Here is a 16325-nt window from a genome sequence, read left to right on the forward strand (position 1 = left end):
ATATTGTGCACTTTTATAAAAAAAAAAACCTGACTCAATTGAGCCAAGCTGTAAATAATCTTTTATTCATTTGTTTCTTGTGTGTTCGTGCTTTCATTGTTAACTTCGTTAGTTTGTACCTCTTGATTGGTTTCTGTTTGACCCTGTTTTTTTAGATTAAAATAAGTGTCCATTACTCTCTTACCAATAATATTTGCTGTAGCCGGACCGCTGTTTCCTTGGTATGCCCATGGAACCATAACAGCCATAGCAACCTCTGGATTATTAGATGGTGCATAGTTTACTAGACTCAGATTCATTACTTTAGGCGGTTCTTTTCCAAACTTCTTTCGCTCTGGACCATCATAGTAAGCTTGGGCAGTCCCTGTTTTACCTGCAGGACTGTACTCCGCACCCTTAAAGGTACTAACACCAGTACCATCCCCTACCTGCATAACCATTCTAAAGCCTTCCTGTACACGGTCTATCCATTCGTCCTTGCCATCAATTCGATTTAATATATTTGGTTCGATCTCTTGTACTATCGGACCCAATTCATTATTCTCGAGAACAGGTTCACGAATTTCCTTTACGATATGCGGCTGGACACGATACCCGCCATTTGCAATCGTTGATATATATTGTGCTAATTGCATAACAGTATAGGTATCATATTGACCAATTGCTAAGTCAAGAAGTAAACCCGACTGTTTCGTCGGTCCAGTATAACCGGTACTCTCATTTGGAAGGTCAATTCCTGTTTTTGTTCCAAGACCAAATTGACTAAACGATTGACGCATTGTGTCAAAAGCAGTTAAGTCTAATGGCAGCGGCCTATTCGGTGAATATTGTCCATTGGCCATTTCAATCACTGTCTTCCACATATATACGTTTGATGATACTTGTAATGCTCTTAAATCATTGATCATCCCAAAGTTCTTCCAAGAAGACTTTGGTTGTGTATTTTTTATCAATAAAGGTGAATCATAGTGAGTTGAGCCTGGTCTAATGGCACCTGTATTATAACCTGTTAAGATCGTCGCCCCTTTGACAACAGAGCCAACTTCATAAGAGGTAGTTATATTTCCAAGAGCAAAATCACGCATTTCTTGTTTGTTTGTCTCAGAATTTTTTGCAATTTGCTTTCCAGCCATGGTTAATATTTCACCCGTATGCGGGTCCATTAGGACAACAAATGCACGGTCTAAAAGAGAAGACTTAGAATTTTGCTTTGCATTCCAAAGTTCCTCTTCTATAATTTTTTCAATCTCAAGCTGAAGATTCATATCAATGGTTAAGACAAGATCTTTTCCACGCTGACCTTCTGAAATCACTTCAGTGGATAAAATTTTACCGGCTTTATCCGTTATATTTTTCACTTTGCCTTTTTGTCCATGCAGTACATCCTCATATTGCAGTTCAATATAGCTTTTACCGACCCGATCATTCCGGTTATAGTCACGAGCAAGATATTCGTCTAGTTTATCCTTTGGCAGCCCTTCATCTGATGACGAAACATTTCCAAGGACGGTCTTTAATGTGCTGCCAAATGCATAATACCGTTCCCAATCCGTTGTTGTATCCACACCAGGTAAAGACTCTAGATTTTCACTGACAACTGCAAATTCTTCGGGAGTGACATTTTCATTTTTAACAATTTGTTGCGTTAAAGCATAACCACTGTTAAATTCTCTAAATATCGCCAGGGTTTCTAAATCTTGGTTGGATAAACTAGCTAGGTCCTCAGGTGTAATTCGTTTTAACTGGAGATTATAAATTTCTTTATCATCTAATTCTTTCTGATCGTATAAGTCCCATTCTTTTTCAGTAATTTTTTCTTTTGCTTTCTCGGGATTTTTTAATATCCAGAAATCCTGTTTATCACGTTCACGAACTTTTGAAATATCTTTATCAATCATTTTTGCCAAGACTTCGGCCGTTTCAATCATTTCCTCTTGACTTGTGTCTTGAAACTTTGTATACGTAATGGCATTTAAAGGAGTATTATCCACAATAATTTTGCCGTTACGGTCAAACATTTTTCCTCTTGGTACTGGGTTATTAACAGTTATATCTTCTGTCCGCTCAATTTCACGTTTAAAATCCTCACCATAGACGATTTGGACTAGACCTAAGCGAAGAATAAGAACAGAAAACAACAAAAAGACAACCAAAAATACAATATTTAAACGAAAGGTAACATGTTCCTTCTTTTTCTTCTTAGTATTCAAGCTTTTCACATCCTTGCCATTTAGACATAATACATTTTATTTTAATAGAAAATCACACTTCTTTCTAGGAAAAACACTTACCAATTGACAAGGTCCGACAAAAACACCAGAAGACCTTCTAAATAAAAAAAAGCAATGAGTAATATGAATTACTCATCGCATTATGCTGTAGGTATTTGAACCCTTCTGACAAAAAAGTATATGATTGAATGTCCTGCACCCAAAAATAAAAGCAGGATGGGGATACTCTCCTTTTCATTAAACCATGTTACAGCTGCCAGGAATGACAAAATCGAAATAATTCTTCCTAAATTAATAAATATTTCTCGGACAACAATATACTCTATTCTCATTTCTGCTGCTTTCCAAGACGTACCTATTACATCATATGTCGTTGACACATATGGCACGAGCAAGATTGGATAGGCCACTGCAATCATCGCTGCGTAAATAAGAAGTTTTACATAATTAACATCCCAGACGATTAATAAAACAGCTAAATAAAGGATAATGCCACCAATAAGGATGGCCTTTTTTCGCTTGTTTTTCTTAATTAATCGGGATGCAGCAAAATAGGCTATAAAGGAAATGCCTGAATTAATTAGTCCAAATGTTCCTAAAGCCAGTTCACTTTCAGTTGAGATGTAGACAAATACTGAAATAATAAATAAAAACGTACCTTCTCTAAGACCTTGAAAAAAATGGGCATTGGTGATCAGACGCCAGTTCTCATTATGTTTTCGTTCTTCTAAGATTCGTCTAAAACAATACTTCCCATTAGCAGGACGCGGCTTCAATGAAAAGCTCAAGAAAACAGCAAGTGCAAACAGTGACAAAGAAATCCCAAATACAATTGAATATCCTGTGAATTTCTCAAAACGTGTAATTATGATACCTGCAGCAATGGGTCCAATCATCCCGCCTGTTGAGGACAAAATTCCTAAAAAGCCATTAAAAAAATCCCTTGTTTCTGGTTCAGTTATTTCAAACGTCAATACATTATAGGCAAGCCAATAAAATCCATATCCAATACCGAGAAGGCTCCCTAATAGGAGTAAATAGGTGGAGGCATTTTTGCCGGTGATTAAAACCATCAAGTAAAATACAGCTAATGCAATGACTCCAATCCTTAACACTTTTACCCGATCTACTTTTTTTGCCCATCTCCCCGCTAAAATAAAGGTTAAAGGCTGTAAAATGACAATCGAAAGGTTATATAGTGCAAGATCAGAGAATTCTCCCGTTTGTTTCCATAAGTAAATATTCACAAACGTATTGGATAGTGCAACACTTAAAGAATATAACCCGCCAATAAACAATAACAACGTTAAATCTTTTGTTAATTCGACTTCACCTAAGAACTTAAACTTTTTCGCCATAGTAACTCCCCTTTGTGATAAGGGTTAGTCTTTAACAATCAGAAGGCGATTATACGAAAAAATAAAAAGACAGCTGAATTCAGCTGCCTTTTTAACGAATGATATTATTTTGCTGCAGTATATCTTTTTGAAACTTCATCCCAGTTTACAACGTTCCAGAAAGAAGCAATGTAATCAGGACGACGGTTTTGATAATTTAAGTAATAAGCATGCTCCCAAACATCAAGGCCAAGAATAGGTGTTTTACCTTCCATTAATGGAGAGTCTTGGTTAGGTGTGCTTGAAACTTCTAATTCACCATTATTTACAGAAAGCCATGCCCAGCCTGATCCAAAGCGAGTAGTTGCTGCTTTCGCAAACTCTTCTTTGAAGCTTTCAAAGCTGCCAAACTTGCTGTTGATAGCGTCAGCTAATTCACCAGATGGAGCACCGCCGCCATTTGGAGCTAGAATTTGCCAGAATAAAGAGTGGTTAGCATGACCGCCGCCGTTATTACGAACAGCTGTACGAGCCGCTTCTGGAACTGCGTCTAAATTAGCAATAACTTCTTCAACAGATTTAGATAATAATTCTTCATTGCCTTGTAATGCATTATTTAAGTTTGTCACATATGTGTTGTGATGTTTTGTGTGATGAATATTCATTGTTTCTTTGTCAATGTGTGGTTCAAGCGCATCATAAGCGTAAGGTAATTGTGGTAATTCAAATGCCATTATAATTTCCTCCTATGTAATAAAAAATTTTTCAGCCTTAGTTTTGTTAAAATTCAAAACTTTTTTTGAATATTCCTAAAGCTTCGTAGCTTAAGATTAACAAAGATAACCAGTTGTTTCAAATAAAATGCTTTCATTTACCTAACAAATTTACAATTTCCTTCTTGCTGGTATTTTATACATTTTCTGATTTGAGGAAAAACATTTCTTAATGTTTTCAATAAATTGTCATGTTTCACTTGTTAAAATGATGTTAATTAATGATTAAATCAAATTAAGGGATAAAAGGAGTGGGGATATATGCATAGAACCAGTTTTTCTATTTATAGTTTATTGAATCAATTTTTCCAAAAGACTGAACCTATCCAAAGGCTCAAAGCGGGAACGGTTTTATTTCAAGAGAAGGATTCAGTTGAATATGTATACCTATTGCTCACTGGAACAGTTACTCTAGGGAGAGTTCACATGCGGGGAAAAGATTTTATTTTAAAAATTCTAAACAGCGGTGAATTAATCGTTGAATATCAACTATTTAAACATAATCCCCATTATCAGTCGTATGCGAAGGTGCTAGCTGATAGTGATATTCTTGCTATAAAAAAAGATCAATTTGAAACATTCATCATGAATGACCCTGATGCCATGAATGCTTTTGTTTCTTGGTTGAGCACCAGTTACCTTAAAGCGCAAATGAAATGCCAGGACCTCATTATGAATGGCAAAAAAGGCGGCTTATACTCAATACTAATCCGACTTTGCAATACGTATGGTGTAATGACAGAGGATGGTATTCTTATCGATTTACCATTAACCCACCAGGAACTCGCTAACTTAACGTTTGGTACGAGAGAAGTTATTCAACGTGCTCTAAAAGAATTACGGGAAAAAGATGTCCTAACCTACAATCAGCAAAAATTCACCGTAAAAAAAATAAGATACTTAAAAGAAGAAGTTGATTGCCAAAATTGTGCCCATGAGATATGCGGAGTAAATTAACAAAAAGACCTCCTCACAATTAATGTGAAGAGGTCTTTTCATTTATTACAGCACTACTGATAGGAAGTAGGCAATCATCAGTATTTGAATAATCGTTTTTGTTATAACGCTGCTAACAAATCCGACAACAGATCCAAATCCAATTTTTATACTCTCTTTAAAGTTTCTTTTATTTACTAAAAGCTCCGCACCGACTGCTCCGATAAAGGGTCCGATGAGAATCCCTAAAAACGGGATGACAAACGGCCCCACCAATAGACCAATCGTACTTCCCCATACCCCTGCTTTCGACCCGCCATATTTTTGAATCCCGATCATATTTGCAATATAATCCGCAACAAACAAAAGAATGATAAAGAAACCTTGCACAGTCCAAAAGAACCATCCAAAAGCTTCAAAGGAAAAAAAGACACCATATAATAAATACCCAGCTAATAGGAACAACACACTTGGAATAATTGGATAAACGAGACCAATAAACCCGATGATAAAGAGTATTGATATGATTGACCAATAAACGATCTCCATGATTTTTCCATCCTTTAGAAAATTTATTTTGTACTCTATACGTATAAGTTCCCTAAATAGTTTCAGGAATCAACATTCTTGTTAATAATAACTCCTCAAGCTACAATAGAATGGTGAATCTTTATTAGGGTGGTAATCATGAATATTTTCAAACAATTTTATAAAAGTACACATTCTCCAAGTAACATAGCTTCATTTCGATTTCAGGGCATCGGAAAAACGATTTTATTTGTATTTTTCCTCACGTTCATATCCATTTTGCCTACCATCTATTACTTAAGCACATTGCTTACTGCTGGAATCGAAAGTACAAAATCAGTTATTACGGAAGATATCCCCTCCTTTACGATTGATAATGGGGTCATGTCTGCAGACAGTGATGTACCTATTACCATCGATAAAGGCGATTTTACCATTATTGTCGATCCAACCGGGGTTATTACAAACGAAGAGGTAGAAGACGAAGGTAATGCCATAGCATTGCTTAAGAATGAATTTGCAGTGTCTTCAGGAGGACGAATCGATACTTATCCCTATTCCATGCTGGAAGGCTTAACTCTGACAAAAGATGACTTTAAAGAAATGGTCAATACTGTTGATGGAATGAAGGGAATTATAATTCCTATTATGTCGGCCTTTATCTTCCTTTTTTCAAGTGCAATAAGCTTTATAGAAGTTTCGATTTTAGCTTTGATTGGTTTGGCCTTAAAAAATCTCGCAAGCAGAAGTATCAGTTACCGTCATTTATGGCGAATGGCTGCCTACAGTGTAACGCTGCCAACGGTATTCTTTACCATTATGGCTGCCCTTAATACAACCGTACCAAATAGCTTTATCATCAATTGGTTTGTAGAAATCATCATTTTATTTTTAGCGATAAAAGAAATTCCAAGTAAAAAAACAACAATCGAGAACTAACGCATCCACTGGATGCGTTTTTTTGTTCTTTTTAGATGTGGACAAGCATAGGAATGTACAAACATTCCATTTTGGAGGTGTGTGACACATGAAAAGAATTTTCCTTTTTTTATTTGGACTTCTTACAATTTATGTTATATATATCGATTTAACAGCAGGTACTCTGCCTATGGACAAAACCCAAACAGCAATAAAAACAGCGGTAACCGTGTCTAGTTTTGAAAGTACAATAGAAGCATTCAAAGCCGAGGTAGAACCTGGTGATACGTTAATTTCTATTGTCGAAAACCATATTAAAAAACCTTTACCCGTCTCAATCGACCAGCTGGTTGAGGATTTCCAAAACTTAAACCCAGGGCTGGCTCCAGAAAAGATTCAAATTGGCTCCTCTTACCAGTTTCCTGATTACTCAAAATAGATGGACAAAAACATCTTCCTTGTCAAGATTCATAAAGGACTGATAAAATAAAAGGTGCGAGTTTAAACTAACTAGTATTCGAATCCAATTTGAAGGAGCGAATTTCCTTGAGTGAAATTACACATCGTACCAAAACACGTCCCGTTAAAGTTGGTAATTTAACCATTGGCGGGAGTAACGAATTATTTATACAAAGTATGACAACGACAAAAACACATGACGTTGAGGCAACTGTTGCTGAAATCAAACGCCTTGAAGAAGCAGGCTGCCAAATTGTCCGTGTTGCATGTCCAGACGAACGGGCAGCAAATGCAATTCCTGAAATCAAGAAAAGAATTAACATACCATTAGTAGTTGATATCCATTTTGATTATAAATTAGCGCTTAAGGCAATTGAAGGCGGCGCTGATAAAATCCGAATTAATCCAGGAAATATCGGGAAAAGAGAAAAGGTAGAGGCAGTCGTGAATGCAGCTAAAGAGCGTGGTATTCCAATTCGTATTGGGGTAAATGCCGGCTCACTTGAAAAACGAATCCTCGAGAAATATGGCTATCCAACAGCCGATGGAATGGTGGAAAGTGCTCTCCATCATATCAAGATCCTTGAAGATTTGGATTTTCACGATATTATCGTTTCCATGAAGGCATCAGATGTAAACCTTGCAATTGAAGCATATGAAAAAGCCGCAAAAGCATTTGATTATCCTTTGCATTTGGGTATAACGGAATCAGGAACCCTTTTTGCAGGTACCGTTAAAAGTGCTGCCGGTCTAGGAGCGATTATAAGTAAAGGCATCGGAAATACACTACGTGTTTCTTTAAGCGCCGATCCAGTTGAAGAAGTTAAGGTAGCTAGAGAACTCCTAAAGGATTTTGGACTGTCGTCAAATGCAGCAACATTAATTTCATGTCCAACCTGCGGAAGGATTGAGATTGATTTAATCAGCATTGCAAATGATGTGGAAGAATACATTTCCAAAATAAAAGCTCCTATTAAAGTAGCTGTCCTGGGCTGTGCCGTTAACGGTCCTGGTGAAGCGAGAGAAGCTGATATTGGAATTGCTGGCGCTCGTGGTGAAGGGTTACTATTCCGCAAGGGTGAAATCGTTCGTAAAGTACCAGAAGATCAATTAGTCGATGAATTAAAAAAGGAAATCGATCTGCTTGCTGAGGAATATTTCCAGAAGAAAGCAGCGGAAGAAGCTGAAGTTACAAACTAAAACATCAAGAAACCCGGCAATAGTGCCGGGTTTCTTTTTTCGCCCCTATATTCGCAAGCTGCTGTTAAAAGAACGGGAGGATAAAAATACCGACAACAATCGATAATACACCAATCCCGATTGCCCACGCCCCTAGACCCTCGGCCCCACGGCGTCTGGCAACGAACCCTAACACAATACCTGCTGCACCAAAAAGAATCGGCATGACAAACAGTGATAAAATAGATAGGACTAAAGCTGCCCATCCCATTCCTGTACCTGCATTTGTTCCTGTGCCAGTTCCGGTGTTATCTTTTGACCTTTCCTGGAAAACTGGTCGAGTAATAGAAACAGGTGCGGCTATTTCAGCAGCTGTTTCTTCTCTGTATTCTGAAGTGGTACTTTTTACTTCAGTGTTTGGACTTGGGAGATACCCAGCCACTTTCGTGTCTTTTTTATCTTCCATCAGAATCCCTCACTTTCAGTAATAGGAGCATTTATTATTGTTTGTAACTTTCAGCTTTTTAGTATGGTAAAATAAAGTTAAAAAACTGGATGTTGAAGGTGACTACATATGAAGAAGAGATTTGGAATTGATATTGATGGAACTGTAACCTGTCCATCCGCACTTATACCCTTTATTAATGAAGGATTTGGATTAAATATCACTTTGGCGGACGTGAAAGAATATGACTTAACGAAAGTCGTTAACGTACCAGAGGAAAAATTTTCAAAGTGGTTTATTGAAAAAGAACCGATTATTTACGAGGCATCTCCCCTTGCTGAAGGTGCAGAAAAGATTCTACCCATATGGCAAAAGAAACATGAATTATTTTTTATCAGTGCCCGTGGTTCACACCTTTTAGAGAATACGAAGGAGTGGTTTAAGAAAAAAGGTTTATCCTACGACCATATCGAATTAATTGGATCTCATGATAAAGTTTCAACAGCAAAGCTTCATGGAGTTGATATATTTCTGGAAGATAAACACGACAATGCTGTCATGATTCACGAAGAGTGCGACATTCCTGTCCTACTGTTTAATACCCCCTATAATCAGGATCCTATCCCTAAAGGTGTTGTTCGTGTAAATAATTGGCATGAAGCCAACCATTGGGTTAAAAATTGGCTTGAGTAAAAGAAAAAACAGCATGGGTTTTTATAACCCATGCTGTTTTCCTATTAATAGCACTCTAATTGCATTCCGGGCATCGTCCGTAAATTTCAAATTTGTGCCCTGAGACATCGTATCCTTTTAAATCTTCACTTAAACTGTTCATTGGGCAGGTTTCAATTTCTTTCGTTTTTCCACAATCCAAACAAATGAAGTGATGATGGTGTTGATGACGTGAACAGGAAAAGCGAAAATGTTTTTCACCTGAGAGTTCCGTCATTTCAAGAATCCCCATTTTGACAAAAAGGGAAAGATTCCGATAGATAGTATCAAAACTTAACCCTGGATAGTCTTCTTTTAGCTCATCTAAAACATCCTTTGCTGTTAAGTATTTATCACTATCCGCAAACAATTGAAGCATATCTTCTCTTTTTCCCGTTTGTTTAAATCCATTTTCCTTTAAGAATTGAATGGCTTCATTTACATTCATCCTGCTGCCCCCCCTTTTGAGACCTGTCTTTTAATCAATAATTTTTTGTAAACAATGGTAAAAACCAGAATAGCTACAGCAATCATAACAATCGTACCACCGGGAGCAAGGTCTATATAATAAGAGGTGAATAACCCGCCCAGGACGGCTATTTCTCCAAAAAGAATCGACAAAAAGATGGTTTGTTTAAATCCTTTGGCAATGCGAATACTTGCAGCAACTGGTAACGTTATGAGTGAGGAAACAAGCAGGATTCCAACAATTCTCATCGACGCTGCAATCACAAGTGCAACCATGACAATAAAGATAAAATGAATGCTTTTGGCAGCAATTCCAGAAGCCTTGGCATGTTCCTCGTCAAATGATAATAAAAACAATTCTTTATATAACAAAATAACCGTTAGGACAACCATGATACTAATAACGAAAATCACCAATAAATCGGTACGGCTTACAGCAGCTACACTACCAAACAAATAGCTATATAAATCGGTGTTAAAACCGTCAGCAAGAGAAATAAAGATGACCCCAAGGCCAATACCGCCGGATAATATAATGGGGATAGCCAGCTCTTGATAATGCTTATAAACTCCTCTAAGCTTTTCAATGAATAACGAGCCGCCGACTGAAAAAACCATTCCCATATACAATGGATTTAGTCCACTAAGGGCTAGAACATATTTCTCAAGAAGAAGACTGGCAGCAATTCCAGCAAGGGTAACATGACTTAGGGCATCAGCAATTAATGAAAGTCTTCTAACAACGATGAAGACACCTAGTAAAGGTGCAAGAAAACCTATTAGGATTCCTGTTAGAAAGGCATTTTGTAAAAATTCATATTGAAATATTGCTTGAATCATTCAAATGCTCCTCCGTGGTCATGATGATGAGCTAGAAGATGGACATCTGTTCCATATAATTCAGACATTCCCTCTATTTGATGCTTTTCAAATTCACTCGTATCCCCATGAAAATGTAATCGTTTATTTAAACAAGCCACATGTGTTACTTTATCTGAAATGGTTCCGATATCATGTGTCACCAAAAGAAGCGTAATTCCCCGTTTTTGATTTAAATCTGCAAGCATATGATAAAAAGCATTCACATTTTCCACATCGACACCGACGGTTGGCTCATCTAATATCAATAACTTTGGCTCACTCACAAGTGCCCTGGCAATGAAAACTCTTTGCTGCTGTCCTCCAGAAAGCTCACCAATATTTCGATTGCTATACTTCCCCATACCTACAGACTCCAATGCATCGTGTACTTTTTGGTTATGTACTTTCTTAAAAAAGTGAAACAAACCAATTTTCTTCGTTAATCCACTAGAAACCACTTCAAACACGGTGGCTGGAAACCCAGTATTAAAGGAGTTAGCCTTTTGTGAAACATACCCGATTTGCTGCCAGTCAGAAAATTTATTAATATCTTGTTCAAACAAGCGAATTTCACCTTTTTGAGGTTTCAGAAGTCCCAAAATTAATTTTAACAACGTCGATTTTCCAGAACCGTTGGGACCGACAATGGCTAAAAATGAACCATTAGGAACGGTCAAATTTATATTTTCAAGTACTGTATCCTTTTCATATCGATAAAATAGTTTTTTAATTTCAATAATAGACTGCGATACCATATACCATCACACCTTTAATTATAAGAATGATTCCGATTTAACTTTTGTAGTATACAATATGAAATTCTTAATGTAAAGCTTTTACCTTTACAGTATTTCAGGTTTCGTGTGTAACATTCTATATTTCCCCTTCATACATTAGATGAAGGAGTGATGAGTGTGAAGATTTTTGAGAGCGTAATTAATCATAAAATGAATACCATTACTGGTGACGAACTATTTAAATACGCAGAACAATTTAATATTAAGGTAAATCGGCAGCAAGCTTATAAAGTAGCTCAGTACTTAAGAGGAAAAAATGTAAATATTTTTGATGACCGCGAAAGAGCGGCATTAATTAAAGAAATTGCAAAAATTGCAGGACCTGAAACGGCCAGAGAAGTGAATAAACTGTTTGTAAAATTTACGAAGTAATTAGAAAAGCGCTGGAGCTGGAAAGTAAACAAAAAGCTGCGCCTCGCAGGCACAGCTTTTTGTTAATTTTGTAGAATTTTATCAAGCAGATTTTCATTGAACTCCTGCTCCCGAAGCATTCCGATTTCAAATAAATATGGTGGTTTCTTATTCTTCTTATCTTCTCCAACAAATGGTGTCTCGAGAATCTTTGGGACATCCGTTAACTGCGGATGGTGCACAATATAATTTAATGCTTTGAACCCAATATGACCAAATCCGATATTTTCGTGCCGGTCTTTTCTCGCGCCTGAAGCATTTTTACTATCGTTAATATGAAGAACTTTTAATTTATCGATGCCAACAATTTTATCAAATTCATTCAATACACCATCAAAATCTTCAACAATGTTGTATCCGGCATCGTGAGTATGACAGGTATCAAAACAAACTGAAAGCTTATCACTAAAGTGTACACCTTCAATAATCATCGCCAATTCTTCAAATGATTTGCCACATTCAGAGCCCTTTCCTGCCATTGTTTCTAAAGCAATTTGGACCTGTTCTTTTCCGGTTAGCACTTCATTTAAGCCTTCAATAATTTTTTTGATCCCCTCTTCTGTACCAGCACCAACATGCGCACCAGGGTGTAAAACAATTTGCTTTGCACCAAGTGCTTCTGTTCTTTCGATTTCTGTGCGAAGAAATCTAACACCCAATTCAAATGTATCTGGATTGGTGGTGTTACCAATATTGATGATATAGGGAGCGTGGACTACGATATCAGAAATACCGTTCTCTTCCATGTGTCTCCTGCCTTCTTCAATATTCAGATCTTCTATTTTTTTTCGTCTTGTATTTTGTGGTGCCCCTGTATAAATCATAAACGTATTTGCACCATATGAAACTGCTTCCTCACTCGCAGCCAGCAGCATTTTCGCACCGCTCATTGAAACATGTGAACCAATTTTCAACAAACCTTCTCTCTCCCTTCGAATATTACTTCTTTTTTAATCTTCGCTGCCTCTTTTTTATTTTATCCATTTCCCACTGCATTTTCTTTTTATAGCCCGGCTTTACTTTTTGAGGTTTCTTAACCATTGATTTTGCAGTCTTTTCTGCCTCGTCTTCTTTCTTTACACGTGTCTTTCTTCTATTACGATCCTCTAAGTCAACAAACTCTTCTTTCTTTAGGTCCACGTACTTAAATTGAATTCCCATTTTTTCAAGACGATTTAACGCATCTTCATCAGAAATGTCATAAACTGTGAGAGCAATTCCAGTATTTCCAGCTCTTGCAGTACGTCCGACTCTGTGAACATAAAAATCTAAGTCTGTAGGTAATTCATAATTTATCACATGACTGATTCCTTCAATATCAATTCCTCTTGAAGCAAGGTCTGTCGCAACAATATATTGGAATTCCAAATCTTGTATTTGTTTCATCATTTTTTTACGTTCACGAGGATTAAGATCACCATGTACACGAGCAACCTTCAACCCTTTCGCAATTAAGAAGTTAGCAACTTCTTCTGCCATTTTCTTAGTATTCGTAAAAACGATGGCTAAATAAGGATTGTACTGAATGAGAGCATCGTGAACTAGCTGCTTTTTATTTCGGTGCCTAGACGGTAATAGATAATGGGTCAAATTTTCTGCTGTTTTTCTTTTTGCATCAATATGAATGGTTTTTGGATTCTCCATATACTTTTTAAGAAACGGCTTAAGCTTTTCTGGAATCGTGGCAGAGAATACGAGCATTTGTAATTTCTCTGGCATTTTTGCTGCAACTTGATCCAAATCCTCTATAAAGCCCATATCAAGCATCATATCGGCTTCATCGACTACAAGTACGCCTGAAGTATGAACGAAAAGTGCTTGTTCTACCATTAGGTCTTTAATTCTGCCAGGTGTACCTACAACAATGTGCGGCTGTACTTTTAATTTATCAATCGTTCTTTGCTTGTCTGTTCCACCAATGTAGCATCGAGTCATAATAGCTTGGTCAGGACTGCAGTGCTCTGTTACTTTTAATATTTGATGATAAATCTGCGAAGCAAGTTCTCTCGTTGGAGCAGTGATAACTGCTTGTACCTCTTGACGCTCAGGATTAATTCTTTCAAGAATAGGTAAGACAAACGCAAGTGTTTTCCCTGTCCCAGTTTGAGATTGACCAATCGCACTTTCATTTTTTAAAACCAAGGGTATCATCCGTTCCTGAATTTCAGTCGGCGTATAAAAACCTTGGTCCTTCATAGCTTCTATAATAAACGGTTGAAAATTAAAACGTTCAAAACGATTTTGATTCATGTAATTGCTCCTTATATATTAATGTTTACCGATCATGGATTTATTTTTTACTCTAAGAAGAGCTCCCACTTTTAATTCCATCATGTAATTATAGTCAAAATTCATCTAAATAACCAGTTATTATCATCTTTTACCTTAGAAGTACTTTTAATCAAAAAAAAATCGTTTATCCTGCAGTTTAAACCTAAACCAAATTTAATTATGAGCATACCTTAAATTATAAGGCTTATTTTGAGAGGAGGGCTAACGTATGTATTCTAGGCAGAGATATCCCCAGCATGGGCATATGGGAGCTAATATGATGGGTCAAGGGCACTTTGGAGGCCGCCAGCAAATGATGCCTCCCTTTGGTCACAGTGGATCGATGATGGGTTTTCATCCTCAGCGTCAGCTTAATAGCGCAAGACCCATGATGGGACAACCGATGGGAAGAGGGCAAGGAAGAAGAAATGGCGGCGGTTTACTTTCCAAAATTCTTGGCGGGAATAAACAAGGCAAACAAGCTGCAGGTCTACGGGGTATAGCAGGAGCTGGCCGGGCTGTTCAAGGTGGTTCTGGTGGTTCTGGTGGAATTGGATCAATCCTGCAAACCCTAAGTAATCCAGACGGTCTAACAGGGTTTCTCAACAATACCCAACAAGTTTTAAAATCTGTTCAATCGTTTGGGCCAATGATTCAACAATATGGACCTATGGTCAAGAATCTCCCAATGATGTGGAGATTATATAAGGGGTTTAAAGACTTGCCTTCCGAGGATAAATCAGATAAAAAGACCACAGAAGCTCCAATTTTGGCGGAAGAGGCTGATACAACAAAATTGGACCGCGTTAAAAGAAGCAAAAAAAATCATACTGAATCAGTTGAGGTAGTAAAGAAGCAAACCGGTACCTCAATGCCAAAACTATACATTTAAAGAAAAGATGCTGAAAAAGGCATCTTTTTGTTTTTTTGATAAGGAAATTTTAACAAAAATTTAAAAGGAAAAATGTATCTTTGTATTATTTCTATTAGTTTTATATAATAATTACATAGATTCAAAGTCAAATGTTCCCTAGGAGGACTTAATCATATGCAAATTATAAAGATTTCACCACGCGGGTACTGTTATGGCGTTGTTGACGCCATGGTCATAGCAAGAAATGCTGCTTTAGATAAATCATTACCGCGACCTATCTACATTTTAGGAATGATTGTTCACAATAAACACGTTACTGATGCCTTTGCTGAGGAAGGGATTATTACCCTTGATGGTAAAGACCGTAAGGACATTCTAGATAAAGTAGATACCGGTACAGTCATTTTTACAGCCCACGGTATCTCACCAGAGGTAAGGGAGCTTGCCAAGCAGAAAGGACTCGTAACAATTGACGCGACTTGTCCAGATGTAACGAGAACCCATGATTTAATTGAAGAGAAAACAAAGCAGGGATATCAAGTCATTTATATAGGGAAAAAAGGACATCCTGAGCCTGAGGGAGCTATTGGGGTAGCTCCTGGTGCAGTACATCTTGTAGAGACACCAAGCGATGTAGAAGTTTTAAGCATTAATAGTGGAAAATTGATTGTTACCAATCAAACCACTATGAGTCAATGGGACGTGGCTGATACCATGAAAAAGGTTCATGAGAAATATCCACATGCTGAGGCTTATAATGAAATATGCAACGCCACACAAGTGCGGCAGGAAGCAGTTGCTGGGCAAGCTACTGAGGCGGATGTAACCATTGTGGTTGGAGATCCAATGAGTAATAACTCTAATCGCCTCGCACAGGTCTCAGAACAAATTGCCGGCACCAGGGCTTATCGGATTGCAGATATTTCAGAGTTAGAAATTGATTGGATTAAAGACGCTAAGAATGTTGCCGTTACATCAGGGGCTTCCACTCCAACACCGATTACCAAGGAAGTTATTTCATTCTTAGAGCAATTTGATCCAAATAATGAAGCAACATGGGAACGCCACAAAAAGGTACCGTTAAATCGAATACTGCCAAAAGTAAAAAGATAACCGGTCATTTCGA

Annotated in this window: 18 protein-coding genes; 8 read left to right on the forward strand and 10 right to left on the reverse strand. The window is 37.3% G+C overall.

Features of this window, described 5'->3' with window-relative positions:
- Nucleotides 1-62: 62 nt before the first annotated feature.
- The 3 genes from V7108_RS12840 to V7108_RS12850 all read right to left on the reverse strand — a co-directional run bounded on the left by V7108_RS12840 (nucleotide 63) and on the right by V7108_RS12850 (nucleotide 4302).
- Nucleotides 63-2210: a peptidoglycan D,D-transpeptidase FtsI family protein gene (locus tag V7108_RS12840; protein WP_335568454.1), complete on the reverse strand. Its 2148-nt coding sequence runs from the start codon at nucleotides 2208-2210 to the stop codon at nucleotides 63-65.
- Nucleotides 2211-2371: 161 nt separating this feature from the next.
- Entirely contained in the window at nucleotides 2372-3589 is a 1218-nt protein-coding gene (locus tag V7108_RS12845) for an MFS transporter (protein WP_335568455.1), read from the reverse strand.
- Nucleotides 3590-3693: 104 nt separating this feature from the next.
- Nucleotides 3694-4302 carry a superoxide dismutase gene (locus tag V7108_RS12850; RefSeq protein ID WP_335510499.1) on the reverse strand — a complete coding sequence of 203 codons (609 nt, stop codon included), beginning with the start codon at nucleotides 4300-4302 and terminating at the stop codon, nucleotides 3694-3696.
- Between the two features lie 300 nt (nucleotides 4303-4602).
- Between V7108_RS12850 and V7108_RS12855 the strand changes: the two genes are divergently transcribed.
- Nucleotides 4603-5298 (forward strand): Crp/Fnr family transcriptional regulator, encoded by a 696-nt coding sequence (locus tag V7108_RS12855; protein ID WP_335510501.1) that lies wholly within the window; start codon nucleotides 4603-4605, stop codon nucleotides 5296-5298.
- A 45-nt stretch (nucleotides 5299-5343) separates the two neighbouring features.
- Here V7108_RS12855 and V7108_RS12860 read toward each other — a convergent pair whose 3' ends face one another.
- On the reverse strand, nucleotides 5344-5826 hold the full coding sequence (locus tag V7108_RS12860) for a DUF456 domain-containing protein (RefSeq protein WP_335510503.1): 483 nt from the start codon (nucleotides 5824-5826) through the stop codon (nucleotides 5344-5346).
- Nucleotides 5827-5964: 138 nt separating this feature from the next.
- Here V7108_RS12860 and V7108_RS12865 point away from each other — a divergent pair, with 138 nt between their 5' ends.
- The 3 genes from V7108_RS12865 to ispG all read left to right on the forward strand — a co-directional run bounded on the left by V7108_RS12865 (nucleotide 5965) and on the right by ispG (nucleotide 8382).
- Nucleotides 5965-6744, forward strand: coding sequence for a DUF1189 domain-containing protein (locus V7108_RS12865; RefSeq protein ID WP_335568456.1), 780 nt, complete (start codon nucleotides 5965-5967; stop codon nucleotides 6742-6744).
- A gap of 88 nt (nucleotides 6745-6832) precedes the next feature.
- A complete protein-coding gene (locus V7108_RS12870) occupies nucleotides 6833-7162 on the forward strand; it encodes a hypothetical protein (protein WP_335510507.1) in 330 nt (109 codons plus the stop codon).
- 116 nt (nucleotides 7163-7278) lie between these two features.
- Nucleotides 7279-8382 (forward strand): flavodoxin-dependent (E)-4-hydroxy-3-methylbut-2-enyl-diphosphate synthase, encoded by a 1104-nt coding sequence (ispG, locus tag V7108_RS12875; protein ID WP_335510537.1) that lies wholly within the window; start codon nucleotides 7279-7281, stop codon nucleotides 8380-8382.
- A 64-nt stretch (nucleotides 8383-8446) separates the two neighbouring features.
- Here the strand turns inward: ispG and V7108_RS12880 are convergent, their stop codons facing one another.
- On the reverse strand, nucleotides 8447-8827 hold the full coding sequence (locus tag V7108_RS12880; RefSeq protein ID WP_335568457.1) for a DUF4190 domain-containing protein: 381 nt from the start codon (nucleotides 8825-8827) through the stop codon (nucleotides 8447-8449).
- Between the two features lie 108 nt (nucleotides 8828-8935).
- On the opposite strand from V7108_RS12880, the gene V7108_RS12885 reads away from it, so the two are divergent.
- Entirely contained in the window at nucleotides 8936-9499 is a 564-nt protein-coding gene (locus V7108_RS12885; protein WP_335510511.1) for a hypothetical protein, read from the forward strand.
- A 55-nt stretch (nucleotides 9500-9554) separates the two neighbouring features.
- Here V7108_RS12885 and V7108_RS12890 read toward each other — a convergent pair whose 3' ends face one another.
- Genes V7108_RS12890 through V7108_RS12900 form a run of 3 tightly spaced genes read right to left on the reverse strand, consistent with a single transcriptional unit; the run spans nucleotide 9555 to nucleotide 11601 of the window.
- The gene (locus V7108_RS12890; protein WP_335510513.1) at nucleotides 9555-9965 is read right to left on the reverse strand and encodes a Fur family transcriptional regulator; all 411 of its coding nucleotides are present in this window, start codon (nucleotides 9963-9965) and stop codon (nucleotides 9555-9557) included.
- Entirely contained in the window at nucleotides 9962-10825 is an 864-nt protein-coding gene (locus V7108_RS12895; RefSeq protein ID WP_335510515.1) for a metal ABC transporter permease, read from the reverse strand. Before V7108_RS12895 ends, V7108_RS12890 begins: the two co-directional genes overlap by 4 nt.
- Complete coding sequence (locus tag V7108_RS12900; RefSeq protein WP_335510517.1) at nucleotides 10822-11601, reverse strand: metal ABC transporter ATP-binding protein; 780 nt, start codon at nucleotides 11599-11601, stop codon at nucleotides 10822-10824. Before V7108_RS12900 ends, V7108_RS12895 begins: the two co-directional genes overlap by 4 nt.
- 159 nt (nucleotides 11602-11760) lie before the next feature.
- Here V7108_RS12900 and V7108_RS12905 point away from each other — a divergent pair, with 159 nt between their 5' ends.
- Entirely contained in the window at nucleotides 11761-12015 is a 255-nt protein-coding gene (locus V7108_RS12905; RefSeq protein WP_335510519.1) for a DUF2624 domain-containing protein, read from the forward strand.
- Between the two features lie 62 nt (nucleotides 12016-12077).
- Here the strand turns inward: V7108_RS12905 and V7108_RS12910 are convergent, their stop codons facing one another.
- Together V7108_RS12910 and V7108_RS12915 are read right to left on the reverse strand one after the other, a co-directional pair.
- Entirely contained in the window at nucleotides 12078-12971 is an 894-nt protein-coding gene (locus tag V7108_RS12910; RefSeq protein WP_335568458.1) for a deoxyribonuclease IV, read from the reverse strand.
- A 22-nt stretch (nucleotides 12972-12993) separates the two neighbouring features.
- Nucleotides 12994-14304, reverse strand: a complete 1311-nt coding sequence (locus tag V7108_RS12915) for a DEAD/DEAH box helicase (protein WP_335510523.1) — start codon at nucleotides 14302-14304, stop codon at nucleotides 12994-12996.
- 250 nt (nucleotides 14305-14554) lie between these two features.
- Between V7108_RS12915 and vrrA the strand changes: the two genes are divergently transcribed.
- On the forward strand, nucleotides 14555-15217 hold the full coding sequence (gene vrrA / locus V7108_RS12920) for a VrrA/YqfQ family protein (protein ID WP_335568459.1): 663 nt from the start codon (nucleotides 14555-14557) through the stop codon (nucleotides 15215-15217).
- A 156-nt stretch (nucleotides 15218-15373) separates the two neighbouring features.
- Nucleotides 15374-16312 carry a 4-hydroxy-3-methylbut-2-enyl diphosphate reductase gene (locus V7108_RS12925; RefSeq protein WP_335568460.1) on the forward strand — a complete coding sequence of 313 codons (939 nt, stop codon included), beginning with the start codon at nucleotides 15374-15376 and terminating at the stop codon, nucleotides 16310-16312.
- The last annotated feature ends 13 nt before the right edge of the window (nucleotides 16313-16325 follow it).

Origin of the sequence: Neobacillus vireti (assembly GCF_036962345.1) — a bacterium.
In the GTDB taxonomy this organism is placed as follows: Bacteria; Bacillota; Bacilli; order Bacillales; family Cytobacillaceae; genus Neobacillus; species Neobacillus vireti_A.

Coding starts and splice junctions, on each gene's coding strand:
- V7108_RS12845 (WP_335568455.1), bottom strand. CDS start 3,589: ATGGCGAAAAAGTTTAAGTTCTTAGGTGAAGTCGAATTAACAAAAGAT.
- V7108_RS12850 (WP_335510499.1), bottom strand. CDS start 4,302: ATGGCATTTGAATTACCACAATTACCTTACGCTTATGATGCGCTTGAA.
- V7108_RS12855 (WP_335510501.1), top strand. CDS start 4,603: ATGCATAGAACCAGTTTTTCTATTTATAGTTTATTGAATCAATTTTTC.
- V7108_RS12860 (WP_335510503.1), bottom strand. CDS start 5,826: ATGGAGATCGTTTATTGGTCAATCATATCAATACTCTTTATCATCGGG.
- V7108_RS12865 (WP_335568456.1), top strand. CDS start 5,965: ATGAATATTTTCAAACAATTTTATAAAAGTACACATTCTCCAAGTAAC.
- V7108_RS12870 (WP_335510507.1), top strand. CDS start 6,833: ATGAAAAGAATTTTCCTTTTTTTATTTGGACTTCTTACAATTTATGTT.
- V7108_RS12880 (WP_335568457.1), bottom strand. CDS start 8,827: ATGGAAGATAAAAAAGACACGAAAGTGGCTGGGTATCTCCCAAGTCCA.
- V7108_RS12885 (WP_335510511.1), top strand. CDS start 8,936: ATGAAGAAGAGATTTGGAATTGATATTGATGGAACTGTAACCTGTCCA.
- V7108_RS12890 (WP_335510513.1), bottom strand. CDS start 9,965: ATGAATGTAAATGAAGCCATTCAATTCTTAAAGGAAAATGGATTTAAA.
- V7108_RS12895 (WP_335510515.1), bottom strand. CDS start 10,825: ATGATTCAAGCAATATTTCAATATGAATTTTTACAAAATGCCTTTCTA.
- V7108_RS12900 (WP_335510517.1), bottom strand. CDS start 11,601: ATGGTATCGCAGTCTATTATTGAAATTAAAAAACTATTTTATCGATAT.
- V7108_RS12915 (WP_335510523.1), bottom strand. CDS start 14,304: ATGAATCAAAATCGTTTTGAACGTTTTAATTTTCAACCGTTTATTATA.
- vrrA (WP_335568459.1), top strand. CDS start 14,555: ATGTATTCTAGGCAGAGATATCCCCAGCATGGGCATATGGGAGCTAAT.
- V7108_RS12925 (WP_335568460.1), top strand. CDS start 15,374: ATGCAAATTATAAAGATTTCACCACGCGGGTACTGTTATGGCGTTGTT.